We start from the raw sequence: 15,683 nt of genomic DNA, 5'->3' as shown, positions 1-15,683 counted from the left end.
GCCCTGTTCACAGGAACTTGGTTTCGATCTGCGGTGTCAGTGTCTCCCGCACCCGGTAGAACCGTTCGTACTCGGGAGCCAGAACGGTGCTGTCATCCTGGTGGTCATCGAAGATCTCGGCGAGTTGCCGGAAATGCCGACGCCCCGTTCCGTCGGTGATGAAATGACGTTCGGTCTCCGTGTCGTACTCCACCGTGCCGAGGGATGATGACCTGGCGCCCGTTCCGTGCGGGGTTAGGAACAAAATGCGCCCGAATGCCTCGATGGGATTCTCCGTATCGACGAGGTGGGCGCGGCGGCCAGGTCCCACCATCAGTGGCAGGTTTCTCATCGGTGTGCTCGATGCGTACGATCCGAACTGCATGGCGTTGTGGTCCAGGAGTCGCATGTGGTTCTCATTGGAGAGGACGAGGCAATCCTTGAACAGAGCCCTGCAGATGATCTCGCGCTTTCTGCGGGCCAGCAGGGAATATTCCTCGGCCTGTTGCAGGACACTCGATGCCGAATCGTCGCAGAAGAATTCGAAGGGCCCGACGGGGGTGTCCAGCGTGGTGACCATTTTTTGCAGGAGGTGACTCTCTCGAAGATCGTGCCCCATGCCCAGGGCGCCGTCTTCTCGGGCTTCAGGTAAAGAGCAGTGCATCACCGCGATACGGCGGCCTGCTGACGACCGATAGACGTTGAGAAAATGATTCTTACGTCCCAGGTCCCATTGGAGTGGAACGCCCTCGAGTACGGGCATTCTTGTGCGTAGTCGCTCGATCCGCAGCGTGAGCTGGTCGGCCGTCACGGCTTCATCGACCTCGGCGACCAGCATGCCGCAATGGTTCGGGCCGATTCCCGCCGGTACCAGCGGGAGGTTTCCGGGACCCCAGAACAGAATCCCGCCGACCGGATAGCCCAAGGCTGCTCTGGTCTCGTTCAGTGACGTCGTGAAATCTCCGAGTGGAACGAATCCGACGGAGTTGGCCGCCTCACTTCCCGCCAGGCGGGTCACGCCCCAGCGGATCGCCCGCAGGCCGCGTGTGATTTGAACTGTCGCCAGATCGCGGGCGCTTCCACTCGGGAGCGGACCGAGAGGGAACATGTTCTCGATCAGATCGCGCCTCCCGGTTCGTCATGGCGCCTGGTCAACACCCCTGAAAGCGGGTGAAGTCGAGAGGAGTGTAGCGGAGCCGTACGGTGCCCACCATGCGTCAACTCCGCTTTGTTCCGGCAGGGGCTGGTGTGTTCGGAGGGGCGGAGAAGCACGCGTGTTTCGAGTGCGTCGACCTGCGGTAGTGACAGCGCGCCGCAGGAACGGTACTTGTACTAGCGCCATGCTGTTCACCGTTGTGATCCAGGGGAAAGGCGGGCCGGTTGGCTTCCAGTGAGCGAGTAGTGGCCGACATTCTGCGGGCGGTTCGTCTCCTCCGAGAGGAGCGGCTGCTCGACTGGACCGGGGGCGCGCTCAGCGTACGAACGGACGACGGGCCGCTGCTCACTCGGGGCGGCTCCGCACGGGCCTTCTGGGAGCTGACGGCCGGAGACGTCATTCTGTGCCCGCCCGGCGAAAACCCCTCCGCCGCCCGCGGTCTGCGCCCTCCCATCGGCCTGGAGGTGCATCACGCGATCTATGCCCTCTTCCCGGAGTGCGGTGCCGTGCTGCACTCCCACGCCGGGGCCGCCTACCTGGCCTCCTGCCTCTCTCCCGGTCTGAAGGGACTGCCGCCCCTCGAACCCATCGGTGAAGTACCCGTGTTGGGACGCCCTGTCGCTTACTCCGATGCCGGTGACCCGGACGCGCGTGCGATCAGAGAAAGCGGCGTGTTGATCCCGGAGCTGGCGGCACTTGCCAGCGAGCGGGGGAGTGCGCTTCGTGAGCACGGTCTCGCCTTCCTGGATCACGCCCACGGGGTGTACGTGCTGGCGAGGAATCTGCCCGGCGCCCTGACCGAAATGGCGCGGGTGGACGCCGGAGCCCGACTCTGGCTCGCCGTAGGGCGTGCTGACGGAGGTGGTGGGGCGCGGCATGCGTAAGGAGTTGGAGAACTACTGGCAACGCGCCGGTAGACGCGCGCATGTCGCACACGCGATGGCTCGACCCTTCGGAGCGGCTGTCAGCTGGTGTTGGAACGTGCGGTACGCGTGCATGGGCCTGGGCTCTCCGGCCTGGCACAGGCGCCAGGCCGCGTTGGCCCGCAAGGCGCCCATCGACCCGTACACGACGCGCAGGTCTGCTTTCTACCGGGCCACGATGGGCTCGTTCGGGCAATCGTGCCGCGTGTACTCCGGGGTGTTCCTGCATTACCCGTGGAACATCTCCATAGGTGATCGGTGCGTCATCAACTCCGGGGTCCACATCACCGCGCCCGTGCAGGTGGTCGTAGGCTCCTCCGTTCTGATCGGTCCCTACGTCGTCATCAACTCCGGCAGTCATGAATACCGGGACCGGAGTCGGCCGATCCGCGGGCAGGGCCACAAACTGGGTCCCATAACGATCGAGGACGGTGCCTGGATCGCGGCTCACGCGGTGCTCCTGCCAGGGGTGACGATCGGCCGGGGCGCGGTGGTCGCCGCGGGAGCCGTGGTGACACGGAGTGTGGAGCCGTTCTCGATCGTCGGGGGTGTGCCCGCGGCGCCGATCGGCAGTCGCTGACGTCCTTCGGATCCGGCCATTCCGTATCCGCCCCCGCTCTCGCCCCGCCTCGTACGACGGGGTGGCCGCCCCGTGCCGGTGACGCGGGGCGCTGCCCGGCGGCGGGGGTGCGGTACGGGCGGTCAGCAGGTGTGACACGTGTCTGGTGGGCCGACGTGTCCGGCCGCGCCGTTCAAATCCGAACGAATGGCCGATTCCCTGCGTCGGGCCCGGGACGGTAGTGCTCGCGTGGCATCTCCGGGTACTCGCGCCGCATCCCAAGTCCCGTACAAGAAGCGAGACTTGACGTACTACCGAGAGGGAGTCGAACGATGAACCGCAAGCTCTTCAGGACCGCGCTGCCGCTGATGGGTGCCGTCGCGCTCGCCGCCGTCCCGGCGGTGACCGCGCAGGCCGCGCCCGCGCAGGCGGCGCCCTGTGTCCAGAAGGTCGCGGTGGTGAACAACTCGGGGTTCGTGCTCTCCTGGGCCGCGAGCACCCGTACCGGGGAGCAGTCGCCGTCGACCGACGCGTACCCCGTGAACCAGACCCGGACCATCGACCTGACGACCACGTCGTTCCCCGAGGGCACCGACCTGCGCCCGTACGTCGACGCCGTCGCGGGCACCAAGAACTACGGCAACCGGTACGTCTCGTACTGCGACAACGGCCAGACCGCGACGTACTCCGTCACCGGCACCACGCTGGACTACTCGGTCACGCTGCTCGACTAGCAGGAGTGCACCACGAGGGGCCGCGTCCGACGGGCGCGGCCCCCTCGCCGCATCCGGGGGCGCGCGGACGGCGGAAGCACAGGTGACGGCTCCCAGCAGGAGGTGCTCGCCATGAAGGACGTCCGCCTGTCTCCGCACGAGAAGCGCGTACTGGCCGAGATGGAGCGGGCGCTCAGCCGCGATCCGGCGCTCGCCCGTCGGCTCGGGACGGTACCGGGCACGCGCCCCGGCCCCCTGGCCACCCTGCGCGGACGGCCGCACGCCCTCGCCGTCGCGGTGATCGCCTTCGCCGTCCTCTCCCTCACGCTGCTCGCGGTCGCCGTCGCCTACGCGCACCCCGTCCTGCTCTGGGTCTTCGCGGCCACCTGGCTGCTGACGCTGGCGGGGCTGATCAGACTGACGCTGCGCTGGAGCCGGGGCATGCGGTCGACACCCCCGGTCATCGAATGATGATCGGCCACCCGGGTCATGGTCGTGTACTGGTCCGGCCGACGGGAAGGAGAATGGTCGAAAACCGGGGAGGCTGATGTGACGCGCGACAGGATCGAACTGGCCGAGGTGCTGAAGGCGGCGGAGGCCGCGGCGCCCGTGGCCTCGCTCGACGTGGTCGCGCGCAACCTGCGCGAGCGGTTCGGCGCGCAGTACGTGTCGTTCCTGTTCGTCGACGTCGTCGGCCGATGCGTGGTCCGGGTCGCCGAGGAGACGGCCACGCGGCAGGGGGGCCACCCCGACCGGATTCCCCTCGTCGGCAGTGTCTACGAGGAGGTCCTGCGGACCCAGAAGCCGGTACGGGCGGTGGACGGCGCGGAGGGACAGCAGGTCCTCGCCCCGGTCACCAACCGCGGGGACACCATCGGGGTGCTGGAACTGTGGCTCCCCGAGGTCACGCAGGACGTACTGGAGCAGGTCGAGGAGGCCGCGCACGCGCTGGCGTACATCGTCGTCACCGACCGCCGCTTCACCGACCTCTACCACCTGGGGCAGCGCACCACACGGGTGAGCCTCGCCGCGGAGATCCAGCGCCAGCTCCTGCCCTCCGCCCCCTCCTGCGAATCCGCCGAGTTCGCCCTCGCCGCCGCCCTGGTCACGGCCGACAGCAACGCCGGTGACACGTACGACTACAGCCTCGACCGCGACACCCTGCACCTGTCCGTCACCGACGCGATGGGCCACGACGTCGACGCCGCCCTGATGGCCACCCTGCTGGTCAACGCCTCGCGCGGCGCCCGCAGAGCCGGGACCGGCCTCGGGGAACAGGCCCACCACATCCACCAGGCCCTGCTCGACCACGGTCGGCGTACCTTCGCCACCGGCCAACTGCTGCGCATCGCCCTCGACGGGAGCCGCGCCCAGATCGTCAACGCCGGGCACGTCTGGCCGCTGCGGCTGCGCGACGGCGTGGTCGAACAGATCCCGCTGGACGTCAACCTGCCCTTCGGCGTGCCCGGACAGCATGGCCCGCACCAGGTGCAGGACCTCGACCTGCGGCCCGGCGACCGGCTGCTGCTCTGCACCGACGGCATGCAGGAACGGCGGGCGGAGTCCGTCGACCTCCCCGCGCTCCTCGAGGCCACCGCCGGGGAGCACCCGCGCGAGGTCGTCCGCATCCTGGTCGCCGCAGTCATCGCGGCCTGCGGCGACCGCATCGAGGACGACGCCACGGTGCTGTGCCTGGACTGGCACGGTCCTGCCGCGGACGACCGCCGGTCCGACGCGGGCGCGGACGTCCGTCCCGTTCAGGAGGCCGCGCCGGGCTGGTGATGGCACCGGCGGCGGCCTGGGCCAGGTGCGGCAGGTGGGCCCGCTCGGCGTCGTCCGGCTGGAGGGCGCGGGCCACGGACTTCCGGACGTCCGGGGTGCCTCGCTCCCCACGCGCAACAGCGGGTACCTGGATAGGGAAGCAACCGCACCAGCACCCAAGGAGCCCGTCATGCGCGGAGCAGTGATCCACGCCCCCGGCGATGTGCGCCTCGAGACGCTCGACGACCCGAAGATCCTCCAGCCGACCGACGCGATCATCCGTACGGTCGTCACCTGTGTCTGCGGCTCGGACCTGTGGCCGTACCGGGGTCTGGAGCCGATCGGGGACCCGCATCCAATGGGGCACGAGTACGTGGGGGTGGTGGAGGAGGTCGGCAGTGAGGTCACCTCCGTCCGGCCGGGACAGTTCGTCGTGGGCTCCTTCGCCACCTCGGACAACACCTGCGCGAACTGCCGTAACGGCTGGCAGTCCAGCTGTCTGCACCGGGAGTTCATGAGCACCTGCCAGGCGGACCGCACACGCGTCCCGAACGCGGACGGCACCATCGTCGCCACCGAGGAGATCCCCGGCGACGAGTTCCTGCCCGGCCTGCTCGCCGTCTCCGACGTGATGGGCACCGGCTGGTACGCCGCCCTGGCCGCCGAGGTCCGGCCCGGCTCCACCGCGGTGGTCGTCGGGGACGGCGCGGTCGGGCTGTGCGGGGTGATCGCGGCCAAGGAACAGGGCGCGGAGCGGATCATCGCCATGAGCCGCCACGAGCCCCGGCAGCGACTCGCCCTGGAGTTCGGCGCGACCGACATCGTCACCGAGCGCGGTGAGGAGGGCGTCGCCCGGATCAAGGACCTCACCGACGGGATCGGCGCCGACTCGGTCCTGGAATGCGTCGGCACCGCAGAGTCCATGCGACAGGCGCTGCACTCGGCCCGGCCAGGCGGGAACGTCGGCTTCGTTGGCGTCCCGCACGACGTCACGATCGACGCCGAGGAACTCTTCTTCTCCCACGTCGGCCTGCGCGGCGGCCCGGCCCCTGTCCGCCGCTACCTCCCCGAACTGATCGACCTAGTCCTGTCGGGCCGCATCGATCCGGGCAGGGTCTTCGACCTGACACTGCCGTTGGACCAGGTGGCGGAGGGGTACCGGGCGATGGACGAGCGGCGCGCGATCAAGACGTTGTTGACGCCCTGAAGCCCTGAAGCCCTGAAGCCCTGAAGCCCTGAAGCCCTGAAGCCCCGAAGATCCGAAGCCCTGAAGCCTTGAATCCTTCGGAGGACGCGTCATGACCACATTCGCCGTCGTCGGGGCGGGCCCCGGACTGGGGCTCGCCACCGCCCGCCGCTTCGGCGCCGCCGGACACGACGTCGCCCTGATCGCCCGCGAGGCGGACCACCTGGAGAGCCTGGCGGAGGAGCTGGGCCGCGACGGCGTCCGGGCCCGCGGCTACCCCGCCGACGTACTCGACACCGCCTCCCTCACCGCCGCCCTGACGGCCGCCGCCGAGGAACTGGGGCCGATCGAGATCCTCCAGTACAGCCCGGTGCCGCGCGCCGACTTCATGAAGCCGGTCCTCGACACGGACGCCGCCGACCTCGACGCCCCGCTGGCGTTTTCCGTGAAGGGCCCGGTCACCTGCGTTCAGGCCGTCCTGCCGGGGATGCGGACGCTGGGCCGGGGCACGCTGCTGTTCGTCAACGGCGGCACCGCTGTCCGCCCACACCCCGAGCGGGCCGGAACCTCGATCGCCTTCGCCGCCGAGAGCGCCTACGCACGGCTCCTCCACGACGCGCTGGCCGCGGACAACATCCACGCGGCCCAGCTCATCGTGGACCTCCTGGCGGAACGCCTCTACACCCTCCACACCGAGCGGACCGGCTTCCGGCACTACGCCGAGCCCATGCCCGACTGACCGCCGACATCGCATCGAATTCGAGGTGACGCACGCGTATGCGCCGTTAAAGGCGTGCTTCAGGTTGCATGTGCGGCTGCTGGTGCTCGTTGTCCTGGCATATGCGGAGGCTTCATGATGTGGCGTCCATCACGTTGAAGGCGGCTTGAGTGGGCGCAGGGTGCCGGGTGGGGGTGACGCCGCAGGCGCCCCGTACGTGTGTGAACGTATGCGAGGGATGGTCGAACTCGCAGCGCAGATGCGGTAGTTCGATCCCGGCGGCCACGATCGGATGTTGCCGCGCCCTTCCCTCGCAGAGGTTGAACGCCTCAATCAATAAGCCACCCCTATCAAGCGGTTGAATTCCCCTCTTTGACCCCGCTGCCCGGACGGGTGGAGTGTGGTTTTCGGAACGGAAGCCGGTAAGGAATTCCGGGGTTATTCCGTCATTCCAGAGGAGGAAATCGTGGCTAAGATTGTCTGCGTCCTTTACCCGGACCCGGTCGACGGATTCCCGCCCCGGTACGCCCGGACGAGTCTGCCGAAGATCGAGGGCTATCCCGGCGGGCAGACCCTGCCCAGCCCGCAGGGCATCGACTTCACCCCCGGTGAGCTGCTGGGCAGCGTCTCCGGCGAGCTGGGCCTGCGCGAGTTCCTCGAATCCCGCGGCCACACCCTGGTCGTCACCTCCGACAAGGAGGGCCCCGACTCGGTCCTGGACCGTGAGCTGCCGGACGCCGATGTGGTGATCTCCCAGCCGTTCTGGCCCGCCTACCTCACCCCCGAGCGGATCGCGAAGGCGCCCAAGCTGAAGCTGGCGCTGACCGCCGGGATCGGCTCCGACCACGTCGACCTCGATGCCGCGATCGCCCGGGGCATCACCGTCGCCGAGGTCACCTACTCCAACTCCATCAGCGTCGCCGAGCACGCCGTGATGATGGTGCTCTCCCTGGTGCGGAACTACCTCCCCTCGCACAAGATCGCGGCCGAGGGCGGCTGGAACATCGCCGACTGCGTCTCCCACTCCTACGACCTCGAAGGCATGGACGTCGGCGTCATCGCCGCCGGCCGCATCGGCGTCGCCGTCCTGCGCCGCCTCAAGCCCTTCGACGTCAAGCTCCACTACACCGACAAGCGGCGCCTGCCCCGCGAGGTCGAGGAAGAACTCAACCTCACCTTCCACGAAACCGCCCAGGACCTCGCCAAGAACGTCGACGTGGTCTCCATCCACGCCCCCCTCCACCCCGAGACGCAGAACCTGTTCGACGAGAACCTCCTGAACAGCATGCGCAAGGGCTCCTACATCGTGAACACCGCCCGCGCCCAGATCGTCGACCGCGACGCCGTCGTCCGCGCCCTGGAATCCGGCCAGCTCGGCGGCTACGCGGGCGACGTCTGGTACCCCCAGCCCGCCCCCGCCGACCACCCCTGGCGCACCATGCCCTTCAACGGCATGACCCCCCACATCTCCGGCACCTCCCTCACCGCTCAGGCCCGCTACGCCGCAGGCACCCGCGAAATCCTCGAAGACTTCTTCGACAACAAGCCCATCCGCGACGAATACCTCATCGTCGACGGCGGAAAGCTCGCCGGCACCGGCGCCGCCTCCTACACCGCAGGCGACAAGAAGAACTGAACCTGAAGTAAAAGGTTCGGCGGCCGTTTTATCCGGTGTTCCAGTACGGAATGCAGCACCGGTTAAAACGGCCGCTCTTTTATGCCCCTGAGGGGGCTCCGAGGGGGCCTGTCGACGCGGTCATAGGCGTGACCTATCCGCGGTGCGCCCTGTTGCGCGCATGCCAAACGGCGCTACGGTCTACCCGCGTCAACCCACACCTCCCCCACGAGGAGTCGATGCACTGTGCCCCTGATCAGACGAGCCCTCGCTCTCGCCGCCCCCGCGCTGGCCACCGCCGCGCTGCTCCAGATCCCGGCCCCGGCCCAGGCCGCCGTCGTCCCGGATCACGCGATCATCACCTGCCAGAGCGCCAGCTTCTACGCCAACTACGACAGTTCCTCCGGCCCCACCGGCCTGGTCCGGACGCTGTACTACGGCGACAAGGTCGGCCATACCCGAGGCGCGCACCCCGTCTACAACGGCTGGGCCGCCACCTTCGACTTCGGCCCCAACGACTGGGGCTATGTGCGCGACGAATGCATCGGCGGCTACGGCTCATGGTGAGCCGGGATCTGGGAGGCAAGGGCATGTCCGCACCCCGTACCGTCCGCTTCGCGGCGCTCGCGGCCGCCATCGGCGCCGTCCTGCTGCTGGGTTCCGGCCCCGCGCAGGCCGCCAACGGCACCGTCGGCACCCGCGAGACCGTCTGCGCGCAGGATCTCTTCGTGCGGACCGAGCCCCTGGGCGCCTGGATGGGCACGCTCAGCAAGGGACAGACGTTCCTCGTGGAGAGCAAGCAGTCCGGCTGGGCGTACGGCTTCGCCTACGGCGACATCAACCGCCGGGGCTGGGTCCAGGACGGCTGGTTCTGCTAGCGCCGACCGAGTCCTGACGGGCCTACGGCGACATCCGCGCCGCGACTTCCTCCGCGCACTCCCGCAACGCGGGCGCGTGTGCGCGGAGTTGGTCGGCGTCCGTCAGGATGACCGTCGCGGCGAGGGACAGTGCGAGCGGCGGGGTGCCCTCTGGTGTGTCGGGCAGTGCCACCGCGATCGAGCGGACGCCGATCTCGTTCTCCTCGTCGACCTCCGCCCAGCCCCGCTCCCGCACCAAGGCCAACTCCGCGCGGAGCAGGGCGGGATCGGTGATCGTGCGGGGGGTCACCGCCGGGAGGGGGTCGGCGAGCAGGCGTTCGCGTTCCTCCTCCGGCAGCCAGGCGGCCAGCGCCTTGCCCAGCGAGGTGGCGTGCCAGGGGTTGCGGGTGCCCTCGGCGTTGCGCAGTTGGAGATGCTGGGTGCCCTGCACGGAGAGGACGAGCAGCACCTCGCTGTCGTTGAGGATGCCCGCGATCACGGGCAGGCCGGTGCGCGCGCCGAGTCCGCGCATCGGCGCGGCCGCGGCGGAGTAGCCCGCGGGGGAGCGCTGGAAGCCGCGGGACAGTTCCAGCACCCGGGAGCCCAGCGCGTACCGCCGGGCCTCCGCGTCGTAGGTGGCGAACCGTTCCTCGACCAGGCGGCCGAGGATGCGGTGGGCGCTGCTCACGGGCAGTTTCGCGGCGCGAGCGGCGGCGCTGACGCCGAGACCGGCGGGGTGCTCGGCCAGCACGGTGAGCAGGCGCAGCCCCCGGCCCAGCATGTCGTCGCCGGATGGTGTGGTCACCGTGCGCGCCTTTCGTCGTTCACTGCCGCTGTCGTGGCCGGGGTGGGGATGGGGTGCGGCGGCCGTCCGTACGTGTGCCGGGGCGGCCGCCGCTTCGACGGTCACCGTACCGGGACCGGGCCGGCGCTCTTCGCGGGCTCGGGCGCCGCGAGGGTCAGGGCGGCGGCGATCAGGGTGCACACGGCCATCAGGCCGAACGCGCCCGCGTCGCCCAGCTCGGTGCCGCGCACCCAGCCGACCAGGTAGGTCCCGGCGAACGAGCCGAGCGCGCCGAAGGAGTTGACCAGCGCGACGGCCGCGCCCGCGATTCCCGGCGGGGCGAGGGTGGTGACCAGGGCGAAGTACGGGCCGTACGGGGCGTACAGGCACACGCCCGCCACCACCAGCAGGGTGAGCGCGAGCGGGAAGTCGTCTCCGGCCGCGTACGAGCCGAGCAGGGCGAGTCCGCCGCAGGCCAGCCACGGCCACACGGCCACCCGTCGGCGCCCACTGCGGTCGGAGATACGGGAGTTGACCAGCATGGCCACGGCCGCGCAGGCGTACGGGATCGCGGTGAGCAGGCCGGTGGCGCCGATGCCCTCCCCGGAGCCCTTCTTGATGATGGCCGGGAGCCAGAAGACGAAGCCGTACATGCCGAACGACCAGAAGAAATACTGCGCGGCCATGGTGAGCACGGCGGGGGAGCGCAGTACCCGGCCGTACCGCTCGCGCAGGGTGCCGGTCACCGGCGGTGCGGCCGCCTGTTCCGCCGCCAAGTCGGCTCGGAGAAGGGCGAGTTCGGGCTCGGGGAGGTTACGGGCCTGCTCCGGGCGGTCCTTGATGAGCCAGAGGCAGCACACGCCCCACAGCACCGACGGCACGCCCTCGGCGATGAACATCACCCGCCAGTCCGAGACCGACACCAGCCAGCCGGAGACCGCCGACAGCCACATCACCGTGACCGGGTTGCCCAGGATGAGGAGGGTGTTGGCGCGGCCGCGCTCGCCGCGCGTGAACCAGCGGCCGAGCAGCATCACCATCGACGGCAGCACCGCGCCCTCGACCACGCCCAGCGCGAAGCGCACCGCGATCAGCTGGGCCGGGCTGCTGAGCATGCCCTGCAGGACGGCGAGCAGTCCCCAGGCCACGGTCGACCAGGCCACCAGGCGGCGGGCGCTGCGCTGTTCGGCGTAGATCGTGCCGGGAATCTGGAAGAAGAAGTAGCCGAGGAAGAACGACGCGGCGATCAGGGAGTCCGCCCCCGCCGACAGTTTGAGGTCCTCGGCCATGCCCCCGGCGGAGGCGATCGCGTAGTTGGACTTGTCGAGATAGGCGAGCGAGTAGGTGACGAACGCGACCGGCATCAGATACCGGGCGCGGGAGGACCGCCAGAAGCCTGTCTGCGCAGGTGCCGCCGCTGCGGTGTCGGTGGCGGGTGACGTCGCTGTCATCCCGGACCCCCTGTTTTCCGTGTGGTGGAAAATGTTTCACTGGACGGAAAGCACGGTACGAGACGGAGGGTCCGATGACCAGAGATCTGCACCACACCGCCACCGGCGTCCTGCTGCCCTGGCCCGAGCTGGACCGCCACCATGGCCCCTGGCCCGAAGGTGTGGATGTCCACATGTGGGACGGCACCACCCCCGGCACCGAACCCGCCGACGACGTGCTCGCGCGCGTCGGCCTGTGGGTGATGCCCTATGCCGTGCCGGACGCCGTCGACCTGCTGCCCAAGCTGCCGAACCTGCGCGCGGTGCAGTCGCTCAGCGCCGGGGTCGAGAAGCTCGTCCCGTACCTGCCCGCCGGGGTCACCCTGCACAACGGGCGCGGCCTGCACGACGCCTCCACCGCCGAACACGCCCTCGGGCTGATCCTCGCCGCCCAGCGCGACCTCCCGCAGTGGGTCGCCGACCAGACCGCCGGGCGCTGGGAGCCCCACTTCACCCGCTCCCTGGCCGACGCCCGCGTCACGATCGTCGGTTACGGCTCCATCGGCGCGGCGCTGGAACGGCGGCTGCTCGCCTGTGAGGCGGAGGTCGTCCGGGTCGCGCGGCGCGCCCGGCCCGAGGAGGGCGTCCACGCCGTGGCCGACCTGCCCGCGCTGCTGCCGGACACGGACATCGTCGTGCTCGTGCTGCCCGAGAACCCGGACACCGTCGGCATGTTCGGCGCGGCGGAGCTGGCCGCGCTGCCCGACGGCGCACTGGTCGTCAACGTCGGGCGCGGCCGCACGCTGGACACCGCGTCCCTGCTCGCCGAGACCCGGTCCGGCAGGCTGCGGGCGGCCCTGGACGTCACCGACCCCGAGCCGCTGCCCGCCGAACACCCCCTGCGACACGCCCCCGGCGTGCTCCTCACCCCGCATGTCGCGGGCGGCTCGGCCGCGTTCCGGCCCCGTGCGGAACGTCTCATCGTCGAGCAGGTACGCCGGTTCGCGGCGGGAGAGCCGCTTCATCACCTCTTCCCGCGCGACTGAGGTCAAGAGCTCTTACTGCAAAGGCTCTTGATGTTCCGTCAGGCGTCGCCGCCCCGCTCGCGCGGGATCTTCAGTCCCGTCTCCACCGCCACCGGCAGCCGGTTCTCCGCCGGGGGCAGTGGGCAGGTGGCCAGGTCGGTGTAGGCGCAGGGCAGGTTCGCCGCCCGGTTGAAGTCGAGCACCACCGTGCCGTCGGCGGCGGGCGGCGCCAGGGAGAGGACCCGGTTCGCGGCGTACGTGGTGCGGCCGGAGGTCTCGTCGGTGAACAACACCGTCAGGGTGCCGGGTGCGCTGCCGGGGAAGGCGGTCAGGGACAGTGTGCGACCCTCCAGCTCGAACGTGATCCGGCCGGGCGCGTCGTACACGTGCTCAAGACCCTCCACGGCGGCGCCAACGGTGGTGGGGCGGGGCTCGGGGAAGGGTTCGTAGCGGCCCGTCACCACCCAGCGCGGGTCGGGCGCGTAGGCGGGCGTCCCGGCGAAGGCGGTGCGCAGCGGGGCGTCCGGGTGCCGGGGACGGACGATGTCGTGGCCGCCACGCCTGGCCACCTCGATCACGGCGTCTCCCCACACCGCCTCCACGCCGCCGCGCTCCGGGAGGACGCCGAAGTGGTGCTCCCCGCGCACCGGTTCCCCGGCCACGGTCAGCTCCTCGTCGTCGTCCAGGGTCACGGTGACGCCGTCGGGGCCGGTGTGCCAGGTGCCGGGGGCGTCGGGGAAGCGCCGGGGGTGCTCGTCCAGCCAGTTCAGGCTGGTGACCGCGAGGAAGCCGTGCGGGTCGGCGAGACGTTCCTCGTGCGCGCGGTACCAGTCGAGCCAGGACTCGGTGAAGGCGTGGAGGTCGGCTGCGGGGGCGTGGGTGGTCATCGGTGCTCCTTCGTCGTGTCTACGAGGGTGTGTCGTGCCTACGGGGGGTGCGGGGGGACGGCTCATTCCGCCAGTTCGCCGAGGAGGGCCCAGGTGCGCAGCCGGGCCTCGTCACCGGCGATCTCGGTGCCCGCGAAGACCACCTCCGTGGCCCCCGCGTCCCGGTAGCGGCGCACCTCGGCGGCGACCGTCCGCTCGTCGCCGATCACGGCCACGTCCGACGCCCGGCGGGCGCCGGAGCGTTCGATGACGCGGGCGTAGGACGGGATCTGCTCGTAGAACGCGAGCTGTTCGGTCGCCTTCTCCCGTACGGCGTCCGCGTCGTCGGTGACCACGCCCGGCACCAGGGCGACGATCCGGGGCGCGGGCCGCCCCGCCGCCTCGGCCGCCGCGGTGACCGCCGGGACGATGTCCCGCTCCAGCGCCCGGGGTCCGGCGAGGTACGGCAGGATGCCGTCGGCCAGTTCGCCGCTGACCTTGAGCGCCTGCGGGCCCATCGCGGCGACCAGTACGGGTACCCCGTCCTCGGCACCCGGTACCCGTGCCGGGATCGGGGTGACCGCGGTGAGCAGTTCGCCGTGGAAGTCGGCGTTCCCGGTCTCGGTCAGCTGGTGCAGCGCGGTGAGGAACTCGCGCAGCCGGGCGATGGGACGCTCGAAGGGCAGCCCGAACCCGCCCTCGGTCAGCAGCTTGGTGCCCAGGGCCAGACCGAGGTGGTAGCGGCCGTGCGTGGCCGCCTGGGCGGTCTGGGCCTGGCTGGAGACGAGCAGGGGGTGGCGGCCGAACACCGGGATCGCGGAGGTGCCCACCTGGAGACCGGGCACCTCGCGGCCGACGAGCGCGGCGAGCTGGGGCGAGTCCGCGCCGAAGGTCTGGCCGAACCAGACGGACCGCAGTCCCGCTGCGGCGGCCTCGCGGGCTTGGAGGACGGAGGCGTCGACCTGGTTCACGGCGCCGGGCGTGTTGAGCACTGCTCCCACAGTCATGTCCTACAGAACGGCCATCGCCCGAGGCCGCATTCCGGTTCTTGTGTGACAGGTTCTTTGCGGGTGTGTGGAGACCCCATAGTGCGGAGACCTTGGTGTGCGGAGATCCCGTGTGTGGATACCCCATGTGTGTAGACCACTCACCCGTACGGCGGTCCCTCGTGGTTCGCGGGCGGCGTTCCGGGAACTCGGGGGCGCATGATTCGTAGCATTCTGCGCGGTGCGGCGGCGGGCGCCGCCGGTACCACCGCCCTCGACGCCGCCACCTATGCCGACATGGCCCTGCGGGGCAGGGGCGCCAGTGACGTGCCCGCCCAGGCCGCCGACAAGCTCGCCGAGGACGTGGGGCTCCACGTCGGGGGCACCGGCGACACGCGGGAGAACCGGCTTTCCGGGCTCGGCGCGCTCAGTGGCATCGGCGTCGGTGTCGCCACCGGTGTGGTCGTCTCCCTGGCGCACCGCGTCGGCGTCCGGCTGCCGTGGTGGGCGGGGAGCCTGGTGACGGGCGTGCTCGCCATGGCGGCCACGGACGCGTCCATGACCCAGCTGGGCGTCACCGACCCCAGGACCTGGTCCGCGAAGGACTGGGTGTCGGACGTGGTGCCCCACCTGGTCTTCGGCGCCGTCACCTACGGGGTGGTGGCGGGCGACTGCCGCCGCTGACCCCCTCCGGCGTCCCGTGGAAGCCATGACCCATCGCTCGCGCATGTGCAGAACGGCCGTGCGGCAGGCATGACCCGCAACCTCTCCCCAGGGCCTAGCTGTTAGGTGAGGCAAAGGCCCAAGGTTTCGCAACGATGACGCGGTGGCCACCGCGCTCACGGAGTGACATGAGAGACGATCGGGACGACGGGGACGACAGAGACGCGCGCGACAACCGCCGCCCGCCCCCGCGCGGCGAGATCCACTGGCTGCCGCCGCACCCGCCCGACGACGAGTGCCCCTGGTGCCTGCTGCTCCTGCGGCCGGCCGACCGGCCCCCCGAACCCCCACGTCGGCAGCGCGGGGCGCGCTGGCCGGGCAGCCTCAGAACCGTGATGGTGGCCTTCTCGGCTCTGGTCACCCTCGCCGCCGCCGCGGCCACCCTCTGGCGCACCTGACCGG

Annotated in this window: 18 protein-coding genes; 13 read left to right on the top strand and 5 right to left on the bottom strand. The window is 70.4% G+C overall.

Annotated elements, in window-relative coordinates; translation table 11 throughout:
- Positions 1–7 precede the first annotated feature (7 nt).
- A complete protein-coding gene (locus tag ACI2LY_RS04815; protein ID WP_404705881.1) occupies positions 8–997 on the bottom strand; it encodes a hypothetical protein in 990 nt (329 codons plus the stop codon).
- A gap of 383 nt (positions 998–1,380) precedes the next feature.
- On the opposite strand from ACI2LY_RS04815, the gene ACI2LY_RS04810 reads away from it, so the two are divergent.
- From ACI2LY_RS04810 to ACI2LY_RS04765, 10 genes are all read left to right on the top strand, one after another.
- Positions 1,381–2,019, top strand: a complete 639-nt coding sequence (locus tag ACI2LY_RS04810; protein WP_404705880.1) for a class II aldolase/adducin family protein — start codon at positions 1,381–1,383, stop codon at positions 2,017–2,019.
- Positions 2,020–2,131: 112 nt separating this feature from the next.
- The gene (locus ACI2LY_RS04805; protein WP_404705879.1) at positions 2,132–2,638 is read left to right on the top strand and encodes an acyltransferase; all 507 of its coding nucleotides are present in this window, start codon (positions 2,132–2,134) and stop codon (positions 2,636–2,638) included.
- A 311-nt stretch (positions 2,639–2,949) separates the two neighbouring features.
- Positions 2,950–3,351 carry a hypothetical protein gene (locus ACI2LY_RS04800; RefSeq protein ID WP_381138857.1) on the top strand — a complete coding sequence of 134 codons (402 nt, stop codon included), beginning with the start codon at positions 2,950–2,952 and terminating at the stop codon, positions 3,349–3,351.
- Between the two features lie 111 nt (positions 3,352–3,462).
- Positions 3,463–3,801, top strand: coding sequence for a DUF3040 domain-containing protein (locus ACI2LY_RS04795; RefSeq protein ID WP_404705878.1), 339 nt, complete (start codon positions 3,463–3,465; stop codon positions 3,799–3,801).
- A gap of 78 nt (positions 3,802–3,879) precedes the next feature.
- On the top strand, positions 3,880–5,112 hold the full coding sequence (locus ACI2LY_RS04790; protein ID WP_404705877.1) for a PP2C family protein-serine/threonine phosphatase: 1,233 nt from the start codon (positions 3,880–3,882) through the stop codon (positions 5,110–5,112).
- Between the two features lie 169 nt (positions 5,113–5,281).
- Entirely contained in the window at positions 5,282–6,298 is a 1,017-nt protein-coding gene (locus ACI2LY_RS04785; RefSeq protein ID WP_404705876.1) for a zinc-dependent alcohol dehydrogenase family protein, read from the top strand.
- Positions 6,299–6,389: 91 nt separating this feature from the next.
- Entirely contained in the window at positions 6,390–7,016 is a 627-nt protein-coding gene (locus ACI2LY_RS04780; RefSeq protein ID WP_404705875.1) for an SDR family NAD(P)-dependent oxidoreductase, read from the top strand.
- Positions 7,017–7,461: 445 nt separating this feature from the next.
- The gene (locus ACI2LY_RS04775) at positions 7,462–8,631 is read left to right on the top strand and encodes an NAD-dependent formate dehydrogenase (protein ID WP_404705874.1); all 1,170 of its coding nucleotides are present in this window, start codon (positions 7,462–7,464) and stop codon (positions 8,629–8,631) included.
- 225 nt (positions 8,632–8,856) lie between these two features.
- On the top strand, positions 8,857–9,177 hold the full coding sequence (locus tag ACI2LY_RS04770; protein WP_393591559.1) for a hypothetical protein: 321 nt from the start codon (positions 8,857–8,859) through the stop codon (positions 9,175–9,177).
- 23 nt (positions 9,178–9,200) lie between these two features.
- On the top strand, positions 9,201–9,488 hold the full coding sequence (locus tag ACI2LY_RS04765) for a hypothetical protein (RefSeq protein ID WP_393912025.1): 288 nt from the start codon (positions 9,201–9,203) through the stop codon (positions 9,486–9,488).
- 22 nt (positions 9,489–9,510) lie between these two features.
- On the opposite strand, the gene ACI2LY_RS04760 is transcribed toward ACI2LY_RS04765, so the two are convergent.
- Positions 9,511–10,272, bottom strand: coding sequence for an IclR family transcriptional regulator (locus ACI2LY_RS04760; RefSeq protein ID WP_404705873.1), 762 nt, complete (start codon positions 10,270–10,272; stop codon positions 9,511–9,513).
- A 101-nt stretch (positions 10,273–10,373) separates the two neighbouring features.
- Positions 10,374–11,702: an MFS transporter gene (locus ACI2LY_RS04755; RefSeq protein ID WP_404705872.1), complete on the bottom strand. Its 1,329-nt coding sequence runs from the start codon at positions 11,700–11,702 to the stop codon at positions 10,374–10,376.
- Positions 11,703–11,776: 74 nt separating this feature from the next.
- Between ACI2LY_RS04755 and ACI2LY_RS04750 the strand changes: the two genes are divergently transcribed.
- Positions 11,777–12,727 (top strand): 2-hydroxyacid dehydrogenase, encoded by a 951-nt coding sequence (locus tag ACI2LY_RS04750; RefSeq protein ID WP_404705871.1) that lies wholly within the window; start codon positions 11,777–11,779, stop codon positions 12,725–12,727.
- Between the two features lie 38 nt (positions 12,728–12,765).
- Here the strand turns inward: ACI2LY_RS04750 and ACI2LY_RS04745 are convergent, their stop codons facing one another.
- The gene (locus ACI2LY_RS04745) at positions 12,766–13,593 is read right to left on the bottom strand and encodes a DUF1684 domain-containing protein (protein WP_404705870.1); all 828 of its coding nucleotides are present in this window, start codon (positions 13,591–13,593) and stop codon (positions 12,766–12,768) included.
- A 62-nt stretch (positions 13,594–13,655) separates the two neighbouring features.
- Positions 13,656–14,579, bottom strand: a complete 924-nt coding sequence (locus ACI2LY_RS04740; RefSeq protein WP_404705869.1) for an LLM class F420-dependent oxidoreductase — start codon at positions 14,577–14,579, stop codon at positions 13,656–13,658.
- Positions 14,580–14,777: 198 nt separating this feature from the next.
- Between ACI2LY_RS04740 and ACI2LY_RS04735 the strand changes: the two genes are divergently transcribed.
- The gene (locus ACI2LY_RS04735) at positions 14,778–15,242 is read left to right on the top strand and encodes a hypothetical protein (RefSeq protein ID WP_404705868.1); all 465 of its coding nucleotides are present in this window, start codon (positions 14,778–14,780) and stop codon (positions 15,240–15,242) included.
- A 167-nt stretch (positions 15,243–15,409) separates the two neighbouring features.
- A complete protein-coding gene (locus tag ACI2LY_RS04730; RefSeq protein ID WP_404705867.1) occupies positions 15,410–15,679 on the top strand; it encodes a hypothetical protein in 270 nt (89 codons plus the stop codon).
- Positions 15,680–15,683: the final 4 nt, after the last annotated feature.

Origin of the sequence: Streptomyces sp. NPDC002176 (genome assembly GCF_044903645.1) — a bacterium.
Taxonomy (GTDB): Bacteria; Actinomycetota; Actinomycetes; order Streptomycetales; family Streptomycetaceae; genus Streptomyces.
This window is presented reverse-complemented; position numbering and strand designations above follow the sequence as displayed.

Coding starts and splice junctions, on each gene's coding strand:
- ACI2LY_RS04805 (WP_404705879.1), top strand. CDS start 2,132: ATGGGCCTGGGCTCTCCGGCCTGGCACAGGCGCCAGGCCGCGTTGGCC.
- ACI2LY_RS04800 (WP_381138857.1), top strand. CDS start 2,950: ATGAACCGCAAGCTCTTCAGGACCGCGCTGCCGCTGATGGGTGCCGTC.
- ACI2LY_RS04795 (WP_404705878.1), top strand. CDS start 3,463: ATGAAGGACGTCCGCCTGTCTCCGCACGAGAAGCGCGTACTGGCCGAG.
- ACI2LY_RS04785 (WP_404705876.1), top strand. CDS start 5,282: ATGCGCGGAGCAGTGATCCACGCCCCCGGCGATGTGCGCCTCGAGACG.
- ACI2LY_RS04780 (WP_404705875.1), top strand. CDS start 6,390: ATGACCACATTCGCCGTCGTCGGGGCGGGCCCCGGACTGGGGCTCGCC.
- ACI2LY_RS04765 (WP_393912025.1), top strand. CDS start 9,201: ATGTCCGCACCCCGTACCGTCCGCTTCGCGGCGCTCGCGGCCGCCATC.
- ACI2LY_RS04755 (WP_404705872.1), bottom strand. CDS start 11,702: ATGACAGCGACGTCACCCGCCACCGACACCGCAGCGGCGGCACCTGCG.
- ACI2LY_RS04750 (WP_404705871.1), top strand. CDS start 11,777: ATGACCAGAGATCTGCACCACACCGCCACCGGCGTCCTGCTGCCCTGG.
- ACI2LY_RS04745 (WP_404705870.1), bottom strand. CDS start 13,593: ATGACCACCCACGCCCCCGCAGCCGACCTCCACGCCTTCACCGAGTCC.
- ACI2LY_RS04740 (WP_404705869.1), bottom strand. CDS start 14,579: ATGACTGTGGGAGCAGTGCTCAACACGCCCGGCGCCGTGAACCAGGTC.
- ACI2LY_RS04735 (WP_404705868.1), top strand. CDS start 14,778: ATGATTCGTAGCATTCTGCGCGGTGCGGCGGCGGGCGCCGCCGGTACC.
- ACI2LY_RS04730 (WP_404705867.1), top strand. CDS start 15,410: ATGAGAGACGATCGGGACGACGGGGACGACAGAGACGCGCGCGACAAC.